Raw genomic sequence first — 17,786 nt, 5'->3', positions numbered from 1 at the left:
TATAAATGCATAAAAATAAAAATAAATATGGTAATTAAATTCCGTTATTGAATAATATTAATAGTGGAGGGGATGAAATGGTTAAAATATTCCGCGCAATCCTGATGGCCGGCACGGTATTGGGTGTCGGTGGTGCAGGCGTAAGCCACGCGGCAGAAGCGGTCGAGCAAAGTGCGAGCGGTGATGACAATAGCGGCGTGCGCGACATCATCGTGACAGCTCGCCGCACGTCGGAAAATCTTCAGACGGTTCCCGTTGCCGTCACGGCGCTCGATCCGACTGCGCTGCTTGAACGGCAGATTGTCGAAGTGGCGGATGTGGGCCGGGCGGCGCCGGGTTTGTCGGTGCAATCCGGTGGCACCGGCAACGCATCGCTCATATATCTCGCCATCCGTGGCAATGCGCAGAACAGCCCTAACTCATTTTCCGATCCTGCGGTCGGCATCTATGTCGATGGCGTCTATTATGGGCGACCTATCGCCGGGAATCTCGGACTTCTCGATCTGGCTTCGGTCGAGGTCTTGCGCGGAACCCAAGGAACCTTGTTCGGACGCAACACGACGGGTGGCGCCCTCAACATGACAACTGTGCAGCCGGACGGAAATTTCGGCGGCTATGTAACCGGACGTATCGGTAACTATGAAAGCTGGTCCATCGAATCCGCGCTGACCTTGCCGATTTCGGGCGATGAATTGTCCTTGCGCCTGGCTGGCCGCTATGGCGAGAGGGGCAAGGGTTTTGGCGACAATCCGATAAGAGGGGTCGATGCGGCCCGTATCGATCACGATATCGCGGGCCGTGCCACGCTGAACTGGGAGCCGTCCGCGATCCCGATGACTGTGTCCCTGTCGGCCGACTATGCCAATATCAAGGATACATACAATAACGTCGCTCTGCGCGGTATCAACCCGACCGGACCGGCGCTCGCACTATATTCCGGTCAATTCGACATCGCCAGCTTCCTTCAGAGCAAGAGCCGCTTTTACAGAACATATAATGATCCCGACACGGGCAACGCCAACATCGATACGCCATATAATTATAACAAGACGTGGGGTGTCCGTGCGACCATCGAATATGATCTGGGCGACGTTAAGATCAAATCGATAACGGCCTATCGCGAGGCGGATACCGGGGATGGTACCGATCTTGACGGCACGCCCGCCAAGATCGCATCTTATGCGAGCGACTATTCGCAAAAGCAGCGTAGCGAGGAACTGCAATTCTCCGGTAACCTGGGGAAGCTGGAGTTCATTTTCGGCGGTTTCTATTTCAAGGAAACGGGCGATGAGCAGTCCCAGTCGCTCGTCTTCCAGGATACCGACTTCGGTTTCAACCTGGCCCCGGCCAATACCAACCTGGCCACATACAAGTCGGAATCGAAAGCCTTGTTCGCCCAAGTCAACTACAGCCTGACCGAACGGCTGCGCGTGACCGGCGGATTCCGCTATACCTGGGACAAGCGTTCGATCAACCGCATGGGCTATATCGGAGGAATTCCGGGCTTTTCCGGTTCGTTCCTCTCCAACGGCCGACTGATCACGTTGCCCGCTACGGGGCTATGCGCCGTGGGTGCTAATGCAAATCTGGTCGCCCCCGGTTCGGATTGCACGGATCCTGTGACGGCCAAATTTGATTATCCCGCCTGGCTTGCCAGCATCGACTACGAACTGGGAGACGGCAAGCTCATCTATGCAAAGACGGGTGGCGCCGCACTGGCCGGCGGTCTCAATTCGCGTCCGACCCCGCCCGATGCGAGTTCCTTTGCGCCGGAAAAGGTGAAGGATGCCGAGATCGGCTTCAAGGGCGACTTTTTCGATCGGCATCTGCGAACTAATTTTGCTGGATTCTACATTTGGCGCAACGGCGCCCAGAATGTCGTCAATGCCCTGGTTGGCGCTAATCTGACCCAGTTCGTTCAGAATGCAGGCGATGTGAAGGCCTATGGCCTTGAATTTGAAGGTACGCTCATTCCGTGGCAGGGCTTGGAATTGAGCGGCGCCTTGTCCTGGCTTAAGGCGAAATATGCTGCGGGATCATTCACTGCGGCGGGCCTGGGCGGTACGGTAGATCGTAGCGGTGAGGTCGTTCCGCGCGCGCCGCGCTGGACCTGGAACATCGGCGCGACGCAGCGTTTCCCGGTCAAAGGCGGCGAAATTGCGCTGCATGCCGACTATGCCTACACTTCTGCCGTTTACCAGGACTATGCCACTGCGGATTTGACGACACCGGCGCTCAACGATGGTGTGAACGATGCGGCGGAGCGTGCGGCGGCTATCAGCTTCATCGATACGCAGAACAGCTTCAGTCGGCTCAAGGCCTATGGCGTGCTGAACGGAAGCCTGAATTTCAAGCTCGACGGCGGAATGGAGTTCACCCTTTGGGGGCGCAACCTGACGCAGGCAAAATATTATAACGCCATATTCAACGGTTATGGCACCTTCGGCACCGCGATCGGCTTTACCGCAGCGCCGCGCACATGGGGCGCAACGGTTTCCTATCGCTTCTGACATAGGGGCATGGGTGATGTGGCTTCGTCCACTTCACTCATGGATCCGATCCGGCCTGTGTGAACGATCCTATCTTTCGTCAGGAGTTCCATCGCTGATCTGCTGCATAACTGCCCGGTCAAGAAACGAGCAGTTATGCCGTATTTCAAGGTCCAGGGTCGAAAAATGGATATCAGTCAATCGGTGGACAGTGGCGACAAGGCTTTGATCATATTGCAAAGCCTGGTCTGCTATTTGCGTGAAAAGAACATTCTTTCACGATGCGATATCGAAGAATTGTGCGAGCGCGTCGAGGCGCGTGAAAAGGAATTTCCCTGCGAGCAACACCAGGCTGCGGCAGCGGCGAAGGATATGCGCGATCTGGGCGAATATTGCGGGAAGCGATATGGCGGGAAACGGCGTCGCTGCCTGTAAGATGCCGATCGACTGGATCATGATGCGGTCCTGCGTGGCGCGACTTTGCCAAGCGGCGGCCCGCAGATCGACATGGCGGGCGCGCGGACTGCGATCATCGTAAATCCCCCCCCTTTGCCTGTGTTTGTTGCGCAATATCCGGGGAATCGACGGGGAGCCATATAGGAAGGAATATGTCTCCGGCGCGACATCTGTCGTCCCGGCGATAGTCGTGGCGGAGGCATAGGGTGCGGTGTTGGCATAACCTTCATTACAGTCGATAAAGATGAAATAGGATGAGTGATGCGCAATCCGTCAATAGTGGATGCAGGTCCGCAACCGATAGCGGAAAACGCATCGCTTTCCGCCGGCAGGCGATCACTGTTATCGTGGACAATTGTGGCGCTGTTTCTACTCAATTGCCTCAATTATATTGATCGACTGCTCTTCTCGGTCGCCCAGGAAATGATCAAGGTCGATCTCCATCTCAGCGATTTTCAGCTTGGCCTGATTGGCGGACCCGCCTTCGCCATACTCTACACGGTCTTCAGTTTCCCGATCGCGCGCGCGGCTGACCGCGGCCGCCGTGTCGGGATCATCGCCATTTCGCTGACATTGTGGAGTGCAATGACGGCCTTTTGCGGAATTGCGGCCAATTTCGTCCAGATGCTCGTCGGGCGCGCCGCCGTCAGCATTGGCGAAGCGGGATGCACGCCGGCCTCGCATTCTTTGATCTCCGATGCATTCCCCGCGCAACGTCGAACGACCGCCATCGCCATCTTCGCGGTCGCTGGTCCCTTCGGCGCCATCGTCGCAGCGGTGGGCGGGGGCGCTCTGATCGCCGCTTATGAGTGGCGCACGGCTTTCCTCATCTGCGGGATGGCAGGCATCGTCATGGCTCTACTGTTCCGCGCCACCGTACCGGAACCGCTGCGGAGCGAGCCCCGACCGCACCATACTGCGTCTTTCATCGACACCGGCCGCCAGCTGCTGGCCCGGCGCAGCTTCGCCCTGGTGGCCGTCGCGGGGGGCGTCGCCGGGATCGGCAGCTATGCCAATCAACAATATATGGTATCCTTCCTCATGCGCGGACATGGTCTGTCCCTGGCCAATGCTTCGGCACTGATGGGGTTGGTGATCGGTGGCGTCGGCATCGTCTTCACGCTGCTGGGCGGCCCGATGATGGATCTGGGCGCGCGTCGCTACCCGCGAATCAAGGCCTGGTTGCCTTCCTTCGGATTGCTCTGGTGTGGGGCGCTATATGCCTTCGCGTTTCAGATTCCGACGGTTGGCCTTGCGGTGGCGTTGATGGTGCTCGGATCCATGGGGCAGCATTTCTATATGCCTGCCATGTATGCGCACGGACAGGACGTGGCGCCCCCGCATATGCGCGCCATGGCCTCCGCCGTGATTATCGCCACAAGTTCCATATTAGGCTATGGATTGGGTCCGCCGCTGATCGGTCTTGCCAGCGACATATTGGGGGAAAGCGCGCGGGTGTCGGCAGGCATCAGCCTTGCCGAGTGTGCCAAGCGGGCAGTCGCGGCCTGTGAGGCGGCAAGCGCGCAGGGGCTGCGCCTGTCGCTCAGCCTGGGATCCTGCTTCTTCATACTGGCCGCCGGTCTGTTTGCATTGGCGAGCCGATGGGTAGTCTCGGACGTGCACGATCATGATCGGCACTGACTTGCCATTCGCGATCTACAGGGAAATAATGATCCTGCGCTTTAGGATCGAGCCAATATTTGATCGATGGCGAGGAGGTTGAGGATGCGACATGAAGCCGATCTTGGTCTGCCGCTTTGTGCCCCGCACACTGCGTCGCATTTCCATGTGGAACGGCGGTTCCACACGAATGGCATTTTCGCCGATATCCGTCACTTCGGATGGACCCAGAGCAGCCGATCGGTTTTTCAACCTGATTCCTACTATCTGGATTTTTCCATCGGCCCGCGCTGCCCCACTGCTCGTTTCTTCAACAGCGAACGCGAACTGGCAGACCCGCCAGGCGATGTCGTCTTTCTGCCCAAGGGTGGCGCATTTGCGACCCTGAGTGAACCGGGCGAGCACAGCCTGCTGTGCCTGACATTTGAAAACGACCGGGCGATGCAATTATTCGAGGATGACAGCGTCGCCGATCTGGCGGCATGTCAGGATGTTCAGATCGGTCGGGTGCGTCAGGGCCTTGCCCGGCTGGTGGAGGAATTGCGCAATCCGGGCTTTGGACAGGATATATTGCTCGAAAGCATGGCGTTGATGCTCGTCGTCGAACTGTGCCGGCATTTTCGCCAAGCCCAATATGATGACCGCAGCGCACATGGGCAGATGCCCGGCTGGCGCTTGCGTCGCATCAAGGATAAAATAGAGGCCGATCTGGCCGAAATGCTTTCGGTGGCCGATCTGGCCGCCGAAATCCGCACCAGCCCGCGTCACTTGATCCGGACTTTCCGGGCCACCACTGGCATCACTTTGACCGACTATATCGCCAGCCGCCGGATCGCGCGTGCGCAAGACCTGCTTGTCCGCGACGAGGCGATGATCAAGGTAATCGCCGGCAAATGCGGCTTCCAGAGCGCTGCCGCTTTCTCGGCGGCGTTCCGGAAGGCGACCGGCATGACCCCCCGCGAATTTCGCGAAGAGCGTGGCGCATTGCGCTGAACCAGTTCTGCGTTGGATCGCCGATCCGATATGATGTGAAGCATCGCGCTTCATGTCCGCCTGACGATGTTTGGGCGTTCCGGCTGTAGGCATCGGCATTGCGGGGAACGCCTCGCCCCCGCCACAATCCGTCCCATCAAGAAGGACGGATTTTCTTATGAGCAGCTATCTCGATCGACTGATCGCCGATCCCACCAGTTTCCACGATGCGCCCTATGCGCAAGCCTTCACGCTCAGTTGCGAGGAGATCGACCGGCTGCATCTGGACGGCGCTCGCAAGCGCTTTGCCGAATTGCGGCCCGGCCTGTCCGTGCTGGACAAGCTGGCGCGCGAGCAGGGCATCGACGCGATCGAAACGATCGACGATTTGGCGCCGCTTCTGTTTCCGCACACCGTCTACAAATCCTATCCGATCAGCTATCTGGAACGGAGCCGTTTCGACAAGCTGACCAAATGGCTCGCGGGCCTGACGACCAGCGACATTTCCCACGTCGATGCCAGCGGTATCGAGACGATCGACGACTGGATCGACCTGCTCGACGCGGAAACCGACCTGACCGTCCAGCATACGTCCGGCACCACCGGCAAGCTGAGCTTCGTCCCTCGCACCAAGAAACAGTGGCGTGAAACCATCGTCCATTCGGGGGTCATCATCCGCGACTGGTGGCCGGACCGGGGTCCGGACATCGTGAAGGACGGGATGCCGATCATCATTCCGGGCTATCGCTACGGCGCTGCCGCGATGCAGCGCGGCAACGGCATCCAGGTCGATCTCTATGCCAAGGGTGAGGAAAATACCCTGTTCCTCTATCCCGACGCCCGGTTCAGTGCAGACATCGCCTCGCTGGGCGGCCGCCTGCGCGCGGCGGAGGCGCGGGGCGAGGCCGGCATGATCGACATTCCGCCGGTCCTGCTGGAACGGCGGGAGGCGCTGCTGGAACTGGAGCGCCGCCGGCCCGACGACCTCAAGCATTTCTTCAGCGAGGCGCAGCGGCGCTTCGGTGGACGCGACGTCTATGTGACGGCGATGTGGGCCATCCTCTACGACTGGGCGGAGGAGGGGCTGAAACGCGGTCTCAAGAACGTCTTCGGCAAGGGCAGCGTGTTGCTGACCGGCGGCGGCAAGAAGGGCAAGGAACTGCCCGACGACTGGCGCGAGCGCGTGATCGAATTTCTGGGTTTCGACACCATCTATGAAATGTACGCCACATCAGAGCAGATGGGTCTGTCGATGATGTGCGAGCATGGCCATTATCACGTCCCACCCATCCAGATCCCGTTCCTGCTCGATCCGGCGACCGGAAAGCCCCTGCCGCGCAAGGATGGCCTGACCGGCCGCTATGCCTCGTTCGACCTGATGCCCAACACCTATTGGGCTGGGCTGGTGACGGGGGACGAGATCACGCTGGCCGGCTGGGAAAAGCCCTGCGCCTGCGGCCGCGCCGGGCCGTACGTCATTCCGCCGGTGCGCCGCTACAGCGAGCAGGAAGGCGGCGACGACCGCATCGTGTGCGCCGGTGCCCCCGAAGCGCATGACCGCGCCCTCGAATTTCTTGCCGAACTGTCGATGTGAGTAGAGCCATGACCGATCCATTCCGCGTGCCCCTGATCATCCGGGGCCAGATTATCGATGATGCCGAGGTCGACTATGGCGGCCGCCGAGGCGGCGTTAGTTTCTCGGCGCCTGACATTGCCAAACATGTGGCGCGCCTGCCGCTGCGCACCCCTTCGGCCATGGCCGACCTCTATGCGCTGAGCTTTGACGAGATACTCGATTTCCTCGTCGCCCTGGGGCAGCGGCTCGATTTCGGCCAGAACCGGCATTTGCAGGAGGCATTTCGCCTGTCCTGTCAGACCTCCGGCCTGTCCGAGAGTATATTGCGCGTCCATTTCCAGTATATCGGCGCGGCCTTCGATCGCACCGAAATGCGGCGGATGATGGAACGCTCCTGCGGCATCGACTATCTGGAAGGCTGGGTGGATCAGGGGGCTGGCAGATTTCCGGGTCTCACCGCCCGCACGCGCGCCTTCGGTGCGCGGACCGTGCACGTCATTGCCGGCAATGCGCCGATCGTGTCGATCCTGACTGTGATCCGCAATGCGCTGACCCGGTCCGACGCGATCATCAAGCTGCCGTCCAACGATCCGCTGACGGCCGCCGCGTTGGTGCGAACCATGCTCGAGATGGACCCCGACCATCCGCTGTCGAAACATGTCTCCGTCGCCTATTGGAAGGGCGGCGACGATCAGGTGGAATCGGCGATCTACGATCCGCGCGGGGTCGAAAAGATCGTCGCTTGGGGCGGGTTCGATTCGGTCAAGCATATCACCCGCTATCTGCAACCAGGGATCGACCTTATTACTCAGGATCCCAAGCTGTCGGGAACGATCATCGGTCGCGAGGCCTTCGCCGATGACGCGACGCTGGGGCAGGTGGCGCGCCGTCTGGCGCTCGACATCGGCGCGCAGAATCAGGAAGGCTGCGTGTCCGCGCGCGTCATCTATGTCGAATGCGGCACGGACGACGTCGGGCTGGAGCGGGCCAACCGATTGGGGCAGATGACCTTCGACGCGCTCCAGCGCCTGCCCGATCATCTGAGCACGCCGCACAAGGCTTTCGACGGCGCGCTCAAGGCCGAGATCGACGGCATCCGCCTCAATGACGAGGACTATCGCATCTTCGGCGGCCGCACCAACGAAGGCGCGGTCATCGTCAGCCAGGAAGAATATCCGGTCGATTTCTCCCGCACGCTCGCCTGCCGGGTGGGCAATATCGTGCCGATCGACAGCCGGGAAACGGCCGTCAGCGCGGTCAACGCCTATACCCAGACGATTGGCATCTTTCCCGAAAGCCTCAAGGACGAGCTGCGCGACCGCCTCGCCTTCCAAGGCGCGCAGCGGATCGTGTCGCTGGGCGGTGCGGCGACGATGCAGCATAATATGGAACGGCAGGACGCGATCGAGCCGGTGCGCCGCATGCTGAAATGGGTGACCGAAGAACAGGCATCGGGCGAGATGCTGGCCGCGCTCGCAGGCTGAAGGGGAGCCAAGGACATGGTGGAAGCTGATCTGGTGATCCGGGGCGGAACGATCGTCGACGGATGCGGCGGCGATCCGTTCGAGGCGGATATCGCCATCGTGGATGGCCGGATCGCGGCGATCGGTGCCGATGTCGTACGGGGTCGCGAGGAGATCGACGCCCGCGACCTGCTCGTCACGCCCGGCTTCGTCGATGTCCATACCCATTATGACGGGCAGGTCACCTGGTCTGACAGTCTGGTGCCGTCCGCCGACCATGGCGTCACCACTGTCGTCATCGGCAATTGCGGGGTCGGCTTCGCCCCGTGTCGGCCGGAGGACCGCGAGGCGCTGGTCAATGTCATGGAGGGGGTGGAGGACATTCCTGAAGCGGTGATGGCCAAGGGGCTGCCCTGGAACTGGGAAAGCTTCCCGGACTATCTGAAATCCTTGGAAGCGCGCGCTTGGGACGCCGATGTCGGCGCCTATATTCCCCATTCGCCTCTGCGCGTCTATGCAATGGGCCAGCGCGGGCTGGACCGCGAGCCGGCGACCGCGGCAGATGTCGCGCGGATGGCGGATCTAGTGGCGGAAGGGATGGCGGCCGGCGCGCTCGGCTTCGCCACATCACGATCGCTGGTGCATCGGCGCGGCGACGGCGCCTTCATCCCCTCCTTCCAGGCGGACAGCGACGAACTGGTGGCGATCGCCCGATCGGTCGGGGATGCCGGGCGCGGCGTGCTGCAGATGATCCCCAATCTCGATACCGCCGACTGGGCCAGCGATCTTGACCTGATGAAGCGCATGACCAGCGCCTCGGGGCGTCCGCTGACCTATTCGCTGGCCCAATGGTCGACCGATCCGCAGGGCTGGCGGCGGACCATGGATGCGCTGGCCGAACATAATCGCAGCGGTGCGGCGGCGGTGCTGGCGCAGGTTTTCCCCCGGCCTATGGGCGCGATGTGCGGCCTGTCGACATCGGCCAACGCGTTCAGCCATTGTGCGAGCTATCGCGCGATCGCCGACAGGCAGTTGGCGGGAAAGGTCGCCATCATGCGCGATCCCGCTTTCCGCGCGCGACTGATCGCGGAGGAGCCGGACGAGACGCCGACGCCGCTGCACCGCTTGCTGCGCACATGGGACAATATCTATCCTCTCGGTGCCGAGCCGGACTATGAGCCGTCGCCCGAGCAGAGCATCGCCGCGCTGGCCACACAGCGCGGTGTCAGTCCGGTCGAGCTGGTCTATGACCTGATGCTGGAGCAGGACGGGCATGCGCTGATCCTGATGCCCTTTTCCAACTATGCGGAAAAGTCGCTCGATCCCGCCCTTGCCATGATGCGCGATCCCTACAGCATCGTGGGACTGGGTGACGGGGGCGCGCATTATGGCATCATTTGCGATGCAAGCTATCCGACGACGATGCTGGCCTACTGGACCCGCGATCGCGCCGGCGAGCAGCTGACGATCCCGGCCGCGGTGAAGGCGCTGAGCGCCGACAATGCCGACTTCCTGGGACTGCGCGATCGGGGGCGGCTGAAACCGGGGCTGAAGGCCGACATCAACCTGATCGATCATGGTGCGCTGCGCCTGCATGCCCCCCATATCGTGCATGACCTGCCCGGCGGCGGGCGTCGCCTGGCGCAGCCCGCCACCGGCTATCGCGCCACGATGGTCAGCGGGGTCATCACCCGGCGGGACGGCGCCGACACCGGCGCGCGTCCCGGAAGGCTGATCCGCGCCGCCTGATCAGGCGCGCAGCCGGATACTCGTTCCGCCCGTCAGTCCATGGCGGATGAAGGGTGAGGCAAGGAAATCATGCGGAAAGCCGAGCGGCGTGCGGCTCACCGCATCCAGCCGTTCCAGTTGCGCGGGCTCCAGCGTGACGCCAAGCGCCGCGACATTGTCCGTATATTGCCGCATCGTCCGCGCGCCTACCAGCGGCGATATGACCGCTGGATTGGCCAGGGTCCAGGCGATCGCCACTTGCGCCGAGGTGACGCCCATCTCGTCGGCGACGGCCTTAACCGCGTCCGCGATGGTCACAACGCGCGCATCGACGCGGCCCCCCGCTTCGAGCAGGAAGCCGCGACCGCCCGTTTCGCCCACATGCGCGCTGCCGCCCGTCGCATATTTGCCCGACAACATGCCGCTCGCCAGCGGCGACCAGGGCATGACGCCGATACCCAGCGCCTTGGCGGCGGGGATAAGGTCACGCTCGGCCGTGCGCTCCACCAGATTATATTCGGATTGCAAAGCCACCAACTGGCTCCAGCCCCGCAATTCCGCCATGGTCTGCAACCGGGCCATCTGCCAGGCGGGAGTGTCCGACAGGCCAAGATAGAGGATTTTGCCCTGCCTCACCAAGTCGTCGAACGCGCGCAAAATCTCGTCCGCAGGCGTCATATCGTCCCAGACATGCAGGAAGAACAGGTCGATCCGATCCGTCTTCAGCCGCTTGAGGCTCGTTTCCACCGTCTGCACCATGTTTCGGCGGCTGTTACCAGCGGCATTGGGATCGCCGACTGAGCGGGTCAGCGAATATTTGGTGGAAAGAACCAGCCGTTCGCGCTTCGCCTCCGCGAACTTGCCCGTCAATATCTCCGACGCGCCGTCGGCATAATAGCCAGCCGTGTCGATGAAGTTGCCGCCCTGGTCGACATAGCTGTCGAAGATACGGCGGGATTCCTGCTCGTCAGCGCCCCATTCCTCGCCAAAGGTCATGGTTCCGAGCGCCAGCGGAGAAACGCGCAGGCCCGAGCGGCCGAGCAGGCGATAGCTGTCGAGCGACAGCGCCTGAATAGTCGTCTGTGTCATGATCTGGTTCAATCTTTCGCTGCTTCCGTGACGACCCAGTGCATCATCTTGTGCACGGGCCATCCCCCATCGTGCGGCAGGCCGCCGAATTTTCCGGTGTTGATGTTGCCGAGGCCGACGATGCGCTGGGCGCCCGCCGAGGCAAGCCCGTCGCGCACCTCGGCAATGCGGGAGGGGGGATAGACGCCGACCGACTGGGTCGCGACGGTGACATGCTGGATCGCGTCCGCAAGCCGATCGACGGTGACGACATTGACGAGCTTGCCGCCCGGATTGAACGACACCGGTTCGCTGGAGCGGATGACCATGCCCCGGCCGTCGGGCCGCCCGAACAGGCGATAGATGGGCTCCAGATTGCCCAGCATGTTCAGTTCCTTGATCAGCATGGCGGGCGGCAGCGGGCCGTCGGACCCCGCGCCATAGCGGATGTCCTGGCCCATCGCCTCCACCAGCGCTTCGCAATAGCGGTCGACCTGATCGTCCGATCCCTCGATGAACTGGAAGCGGGCGCAACTGCACGCATCCTGGTTGAAGGCGATGATGTCGGCCGCGCTTCTTTCGGCGACGGTCGCGAGGGGGACGCCGTCAAAGGCTTCGCGACCGATCAGCGAGATGGACACCTTCGGATCGAAGGACATGATCTCGAAGCCCGGCGCGGCATATTGCATGGCATGGCGCACCGCCGCCTCGCCGCCCCAGACGGCGAGCTTGTCGAAATATTGCGAGCGCAGGATGTGATTTTCGATGCTGGCATCGCCGCCGCGCCAGTAAGCGGCGGAAAAGGACCGCGTCACCGGATGGTTGGGGCCGACATCCGCCATCGTCCGCAGCAGGGCGGTCGCCGTGAACATGTCGTTGGACGGCATTTTCAGCAGGTGGACGCCCTTGCTGATCGCCCCTCGGACGATCGTGACCGGCGGCACGATCGGGGCGTTGCCGGCCAGAATATGCACCATACGCGGCGGGAAGGCGCGGATGTCGAAGGCCGTGCCCTGAATGTCGCGTCGCGCCCATCCATCCAGCAGGTCAAGCGATCCCAGCGACTGTTCGGCCTCCGCCTCGACCGCGTCGCGGGTGAAGAACCAGGCGATGTCGCGGTAGCAATTCTCGAGAATGCGCGCGCCCAGGCTGTTACAGCGCAGATTATAGGCCGCGGCCTCCTGAAGATGGATATTCCGGTCGAAATCGAGCGCCTTGCCGACCTCGACGAGGAAATCCACGATCTCCGCAAGCTGCGTGTCGAAGGCGGGACCGGGCTGGCTGCGTTGCCAGATCAGCGAGTCCAGATCGATCGACGGGGTCATGACCGTCGAGCCGCTGGCCCGCGAACGATGCTCCACGGCGGCGTCGAGTTGAACCACACCCTTTATCACATGGGGAACGAGCAGCCGATCATTATCAGCGATGATTTCATGCAGCATGTCTGCCTCCTGTCGTTCAGGCCGCGACCGGCTGGGGCGCGGTGATCGATCCGCGCACGTAGGAATCGATCGATCCGGCGCAACTAAGCTTGTCCTCGCCCGCCTCCAGATCGGCGTAGCGGGCGATGGCATGGACAACCGGCGTCTTCACGCCTTCCAGGCCGGAGCCGAATTCCACCTGCACCTTGTCGCCGGAAATGATGCCGCCCCACCGGCCGTCCGCCAATATGTCGAAGAACGCCATGCGGCCTTCCACCCGGCCCGTATCCTTGGTCGTGCCCAGCAGCGTTTCGCCAGGCTTGTCGAGGATGAGGGGGATGATCCATGGCGGCACTGCATAGGATTCGGTCGGCTGGATCTTGGCGCAGAAGCCGCTCATTTCGACCATGGCATAGGAACTGGTGATGCGGTCCGGCGTGACGCCGAAAAAGCCCATAATCTGTTCCTTATAGTCGGCTGGGACCGCTGCCCCCTTGGTGCCTCCGCCAAAGCTCATCAGCGTGTCGGGATGGAAATCGCCATCCTCGATCCCGCGTGCGCGCAGAGCCTGCACGATCTGCCAGGCGACGCCATACATGACGCCGATATAGAGCGGGCGATCCCGGCGGCTGACAAGCAGGTCCATCCAGGCGTCGAACTCGCCGGCGCGCGCCTGCTGACGGGCCTCGATCTCCGCCTCGTAGGCGGCGATCTCACCGGGACCGACCTTGCCGGCCGCCAGCAGGCGGCGCAGCTGCGCGGGGCGCATGGCGTCGAAGGCGCGCATCGGACAGTCGCTCAGGCGATGAAATTCGCCGGGCGCGGCCCAGCGCGGGAAATGGACGTTGCAGAATTCGATCATCTTATGGGTGCCGCGCGGCGGCATCATGGTGAAGACCGAGCGGCCATGATCGGGGGCATAGGCCGGTGTCGACAGGTCGGCCGCGGCCAGACAGGCGGCGAGCGACAGGTCGCGGTCCTGCGTCGACTGATTTAGGAAAGAGGATTTGCCCGACGTCCCGCTCGACGCGAAGACATGGTGGCCCGCCGCCCTGGCGCGATCCAGCCATTCGTCGATGTCGCGCACGTCCGCAACGTCGATATTGTCGGTGGCATGGCTGCTCAGCGTACCGAGCCACATGTTCATATGCTTCCACTGGCCATTGTCGACGAACGCTTCGGGATAGCTCTTATAATTGGTGTGGGCGAACAGGAGCGGGACGAGATCGGCCAGGCTGTCGATCCTGCCGATGCCAGCTTCCTTCGCCCGCTTGTCGAGCACCCTGATCTGCTGGCGGCGCTCAGCGAAGCGCTCGCGCGCCGCTTCCAGTTGCAGGTCGGCCAGATTGTCCGGGGCGTTACGGAACGGATCGGGCGACCGGGCAAGGGCGATCAATTCGTCAACGGCGCTCATCAGTGAAAACTCCTCTCAGCTTTGCCGGGAAGTATAGGCGACGTCCGATATTTGGCCGCTCGATTCACTGTTATGGGGAGGACATACTATTCTCAGCATGACCTTTCCGCCCGATGGCGTGCCGAAGCCTCCATCAAAATCCAATGGCTATCTTTCGGCAGGGCAGAAGGGGGCCGCCTCGCGCCATGATGCCCGCGCAACACAGGAGCAGGGGGTGACATGCCCGGTCCACTGGACGAAGCATTGGCGTTTTTTCGGGAAAGCAGCGGCTCGCGCGACGACATGCTGTCCGCCATGGAGCGCCGGTTTACGGCGGATACGCGTTGGGAAAATGTCGGCGTGGCGACGACTGTCGGGATCGATCAGGCGAGGCAGTTCGTCGCGGGCTTTTTGGGCCGGATTCCTTTCGAACGCTGCGAGGTCGTGGTCCATCATGCGGCGGCCGCTGGCAACGTGGTCCTGACCGAGCGCAGCGATATTTTCTACGGACCGGATGGGCAGGAAATGCTCTCGCTGCGGCTGATGGGTGCGCTGGAAATGGATGGGTCCCATATCGTCGCCTGGCGTGACTATTTCGACACAAGCGGCTTTTAAAGGGGGATGGGGATGACCGATCGCAAGGCTGTCTGGGCGCAGATCGTCCCGATGCCGGGCGCCGATCTGTCGGCGCTGGCACAGAGCTACGAAGCGGCGGGCGTGGAAGGCGTGTGGGCGCCCCAGATGTTCGGCGCGCCCTTTACGACGCTGGCTACCGTCGCCCCGGCTACGCAGCGCATCAAGCTGGGGACCGGCATCGCGCTGGCGTTCGTGCGCAGTCCGCTGGAAACCGCCTGCAGCGCCATCGACCTGGACCTCATCAGCAACGGCCGGGTGGTGCTGGGACTGGGATCCAGCGCGCAGAGCCAGATCGAGGGATCGTTCGGCAGCGCCTATGGCAAGCCGCTCGCCCATATGCGTGAGATCGTGGGCATGATCCGCGCCATCGTCGCACGCGGGCATACGGGCGAACTCACCGAACTGGCGGGCGACTATCATCGTCTCGACCTTTCGCACTTCCGCCTGCTGCACAAGCCGGTGCGCGGCGACATTCCCATCGTTCTGCCGGCGGTGTTTCAGAAGGCCTGCGCACAGGCGGCGGAAATCGCCGACGGGCTGCTCGGGCACCCACTGTGGAACGATGCCTGGATCGAGCGGGAAGTGGCCGCTCAAATCAAGGCCGGGCTGGATCGGGCCAGGCGGGCGCGCAAGGACTTCTCGCTCAACATCTCGATATTCACGGCGATTTCGGATGACAGGCGCGAAGCGATCGAAGATTGTCGGGGGACCGTGGCCTATTACAGCCAGTCACCCCAATATCTGCGCTATTTCGAGGAAATCGGTTTCGGCCGCGAGGCATCGGCGATCCAGGCCGCCTTCGCGCAGGGCGACATGGCGGGTATGGCGGCGGCCTGCTCCGACGAAATGGTGGAGAGCATCGCCGTGGTTGGAACGGTTGATGAGGTGCGCAGCCGGGTTGCCCGGCGCGCCGCCCTGGCCGACGCGATTACGCCGGTGATCCCTCATTATGGCCTGTCGCCCGAAAAAAGCGCGATCTACACGCAGCGCATCGCGGAGACATTTTATGGCTGATCCCGCCGCTGTCGCGGCCATGGCGGGGGACGGGCTCTACAACCGCCATTCGGGTCTGCAACAGGCCAATCTGCAATCCGCGCTTCCCCTGCTGGAGGCAGCGGCGCGGGCCATTGGGGACGGTTCTGTCGGTCCCGTCACCATTGTCGATTATGGCGCGTCGCAAGGACGCAATTCGATGGCGCCGATGGCGACAGCTATCGATCTGGTTCGCGCGCACGACGCGCAGCGGCCGGTGCAGGTCGTGCATACGGATCTGCCCTCGAACGATTTCACCTCGCTGTTCGGCCTGCTGGACCGGGATCCGGCCAGCTATCTGAATGGCCGACAGGGCGTCTTTCCATCCGTGATCGGCCGATCCTATTTCGATGCGATATTGCCGCCCGGCAGCGTCGACCTGGGCTGGTCCTCCAACGCGCTGCACTGGATGAGCCGCAATCCGGTCGATGTCGCGGATCATGGCTGGGCGATCTTCAGTCGGTCCGCGCAGGCGCGTGCCGCCGTCGAGGCCGTGCTGGCGGAGGATTGGCTGGCCTTCCTGAAGGCGCGCGCTGTCGAATTGCGGCCGGGAGGACGCCTGATCTGTCAGTTCATGGGCAGGGGACCCGACAGCCACGGCTTCGAATGGATGGCCGGAAATTTCTGGCAGTCGATCGTCGACATGGAAGGCGAAGGCCTGCTCAACGCCGAGGAGACGCTAAGGATGACGGCGCCCTCCGCGGGGCGTTCGCCCGATCAGATACAAGCGCCTTTCGATGCCGGCCTGGTGCCCGAACTGGAACTGGAGCATCTCGCCGCGATCCCGTCCCCTGATCCCTATTGGGATGCTTATCAGCTATCCGGCGATGCGGCCGAACTGGGGCGGCTGTGGGCAGCCATGATGGGTGCGGCCAACGGCCCCAACTTCCTGACGCGGGTCGATGCGTCCCGCGACCGGGACGCGTTGTTGGCCAGTCTGGTGCAGCGGGTCGCGACCCGTGTCGAGGCCGATCCTCAGCGCAGCCGTGCCTTTATCCTGATCCTGTCGATCCGGAAGACGGTTTGAAGCGCGAAGGGCGCTTATCGAAGCGGCGGGATCGCCAAAGAGCCAATGAATCATAAGGGAGAGGACGCCACATGACCCGCCTTGCCGACAAAATCTGCATCATCACCGGCAGCGGGAGCGGCATCGGACGCGCCAGCGCGCTGATGTTCGCGCGGGAAGGCGCGACGGTGATCGTCGCGGACATTCGCGCCGAAGCCGCCGAGATGACCGCGCAGGCCGTTGTCGACGCCGGCGGATCGGCGCGTGCGATGACCGTCGATGTCGGCGAACAGGCCGATCTGGAGAAGATGGTCAGCCAGACGATCGCCGACTTCGGCCGCATCGACGTGCTGTTCAACAATGCGCTATACGTCAATCAGGACCACGCCATGCGCGACATGGATTTCCTGGCCTTCGATCCCGACATCTTCCTCGCCAATCTGAGAGTGAATGTATTGGGCGCCGTTCTGGCGAGCAAGCTCGCCATTCCGCACATGCTGGAGCGCGGCGCAGGGTCGATCATCTCCACCTCATCGGGCAGTTCCATGGGCGGGGATATCACAGCCTATAGCTATGGATCGTCCAAAGCTGCGCTCAACTGGTTCGTGCAGGCGATCGCCGCCACCTATGGCAAGCGGAGCATCCGCAGCAATGCGATCTTACCCGGTCCAACGCAGACGCCGGCAAAGATGCAATGGTCCACGCCCGAGATGGATCGGCTGTTTCTGGAGGTGCTCAACACGCCATTTATTGGCGAGCCGGAAGACATTGCCGCCATGGCGCTGTTCCTCGCGTCCGACGAATCCCGCTACGTCAACGGCATGTTGTATCCGGTGGATGGCGGTCAGAGCTGCACCGTGCCGTTCATCAGCGTCACGCGGGCCTTGTCCCCCGGATGAACGGCAAAATAAGGCAGGATGAAATCA

14 protein-coding genes are annotated in these 17,786 nt (G+C 62.3%); 11 read left to right on the top strand and 3 right to left on the bottom strand.

The window, feature by feature from the left end; translation table 11 throughout:
• Positions 1-77: 77 nt before the first annotated feature.
• The 7 genes from SAB01S_RS01900 to SAB01S_RS01870 all read left to right on the top strand — a co-directional run bounded on the left by SAB01S_RS01900 (position 78) and on the right by SAB01S_RS01870 (position 10,325).
• Complete coding sequence (locus tag SAB01S_RS01900) at positions 78-2,510, top strand: TonB-dependent receptor (protein WP_062731440.1); 2,433 nt, start codon at positions 78-80, stop codon at positions 2,508-2,510.
• A 135-nt stretch (positions 2,511-2,645) separates the two neighbouring features.
• Positions 2,646-2,924, top strand: a complete 279-nt coding sequence (locus SAB01S_RS01895; protein ID WP_439646642.1) for a hypothetical protein — start codon at positions 2,646-2,648, stop codon at positions 2,922-2,924.
• Positions 2,925-3,302: 378 nt separating this feature from the next.
• Positions 3,303-4,586 (top strand): spinster family MFS transporter, encoded by a 1,284-nt coding sequence (locus tag SAB01S_RS01890; RefSeq protein ID WP_062731439.1) that lies wholly within the window; start codon positions 3,303-3,305, stop codon positions 4,584-4,586.
• 84 nt (positions 4,587-4,670) lie between these two features.
• Entirely contained in the window at positions 4,671-5,558 is an 888-nt protein-coding gene (locus tag SAB01S_RS01885) for a helix-turn-helix domain-containing protein (protein ID WP_062731438.1), read from the top strand.
• Positions 5,559-5,715: 157 nt separating this feature from the next.
• Positions 5,716-7,131, top strand: a complete 1,416-nt coding sequence (locus SAB01S_RS01880) for a long-chain-fatty-acid--protein ligase (RefSeq protein ID WP_062731437.1) — start codon at positions 5,716-5,718, stop codon at positions 7,129-7,131.
• An 8-nt stretch (positions 7,132-7,139) separates the two neighbouring features.
• Positions 7,140-8,597, top strand: a complete 1,458-nt coding sequence (locus SAB01S_RS01875; protein ID WP_062731436.1) for an acyl-CoA reductase — start codon at positions 7,140-7,142, stop codon at positions 8,595-8,597.
• A 15-nt stretch (positions 8,598-8,612) separates the two neighbouring features.
• Positions 8,613-10,325, top strand: coding sequence for an N-acyl-D-amino-acid deacylase family protein (locus tag SAB01S_RS01870; RefSeq protein ID WP_062731435.1), 1,713 nt, complete (start codon positions 8,613-8,615; stop codon positions 10,323-10,325).
• Here the strand turns inward: SAB01S_RS01870 and SAB01S_RS01865 are convergent, their stop codons facing one another.
• Genes SAB01S_RS01865 through SAB01S_RS01855 form a run of 3 tightly spaced genes read right to left on the bottom strand, consistent with a single transcriptional unit; the run spans position 10,326 to position 14,207 of the window.
• Positions 10,326-11,405 carry an aldo/keto reductase gene (locus tag SAB01S_RS01865; RefSeq protein ID WP_062731434.1) on the bottom strand — a complete coding sequence of 360 codons (1,080 nt, stop codon included), beginning with the start codon at positions 11,403-11,405 and terminating at the stop codon, positions 10,326-10,328. It lies immediately after the preceding gene.
• The gene (locus tag SAB01S_RS01860) at positions 11,402-12,814 is read right to left on the bottom strand and encodes an acyl-CoA reductase (RefSeq protein ID WP_062731433.1); all 1,413 of its coding nucleotides are present in this window, start codon (positions 12,812-12,814) and stop codon (positions 11,402-11,404) included. Before SAB01S_RS01860 ends, SAB01S_RS01865 begins: the two co-directional genes overlap by 4 nt.
• A gap of 16 nt (positions 12,815-12,830) precedes the next feature.
• The gene (locus SAB01S_RS01855; RefSeq protein ID WP_062731432.1) at positions 12,831-14,207 is read right to left on the bottom strand and encodes a hypothetical protein; all 1,377 of its coding nucleotides are present in this window, start codon (positions 14,205-14,207) and stop codon (positions 12,831-12,833) included.
• Between the two features lie 219 nt (positions 14,208-14,426).
• On the opposite strand from SAB01S_RS01855, the gene SAB01S_RS01850 reads away from it, so the two are divergent.
• The 4 genes from SAB01S_RS01850 (at position 14,427) to SAB01S_RS01835 (ending at position 17,759) form a co-directional block, all read left to right on the top strand.
• Positions 14,427-14,801 (top strand): limonene-1,2-epoxide hydrolase family protein, encoded by a 375-nt coding sequence (locus tag SAB01S_RS01850; RefSeq protein ID WP_228227151.1) that lies wholly within the window; start codon positions 14,427-14,429, stop codon positions 14,799-14,801.
• A 12-nt stretch (positions 14,802-14,813) separates the two neighbouring features.
• Complete coding sequence (locus SAB01S_RS01845; protein ID WP_037543856.1) at positions 14,814-15,836, top strand: LLM class flavin-dependent oxidoreductase; 1,023 nt, start codon at positions 14,814-14,816, stop codon at positions 15,834-15,836.
• Positions 15,829-16,881: a class I SAM-dependent methyltransferase gene (locus SAB01S_RS01840; protein ID WP_062731431.1), complete on the top strand. Its 1,053-nt coding sequence runs from the start codon at positions 15,829-15,831 to the stop codon at positions 16,879-16,881. Before SAB01S_RS01845 ends, SAB01S_RS01840 begins: the two co-directional genes overlap by 8 nt.
• A gap of 71 nt (positions 16,882-16,952) precedes the next feature.
• Positions 16,953-17,759 carry an SDR family NAD(P)-dependent oxidoreductase gene (locus tag SAB01S_RS01835; protein ID WP_062731430.1) on the top strand — a complete coding sequence of 269 codons (807 nt, stop codon included), beginning with the start codon at positions 16,953-16,955 and terminating at the stop codon, positions 17,757-17,759.
• The last annotated feature ends 27 nt before the right edge of the window (positions 17,760-17,786 follow it).

This window comes from Sphingobium abikonense NBRC 16140 (assembly GCF_001598335.1).
Taxonomy (GTDB): Bacteria; Pseudomonadota; Alphaproteobacteria; order Sphingomonadales; family Sphingomonadaceae; genus Sphingobium; species Sphingobium abikonense.
The sequence above is the reverse complement of the archived record's forward strand: the minus strand, read 5'-3'. Positions and strand labels throughout refer to the sequence as shown.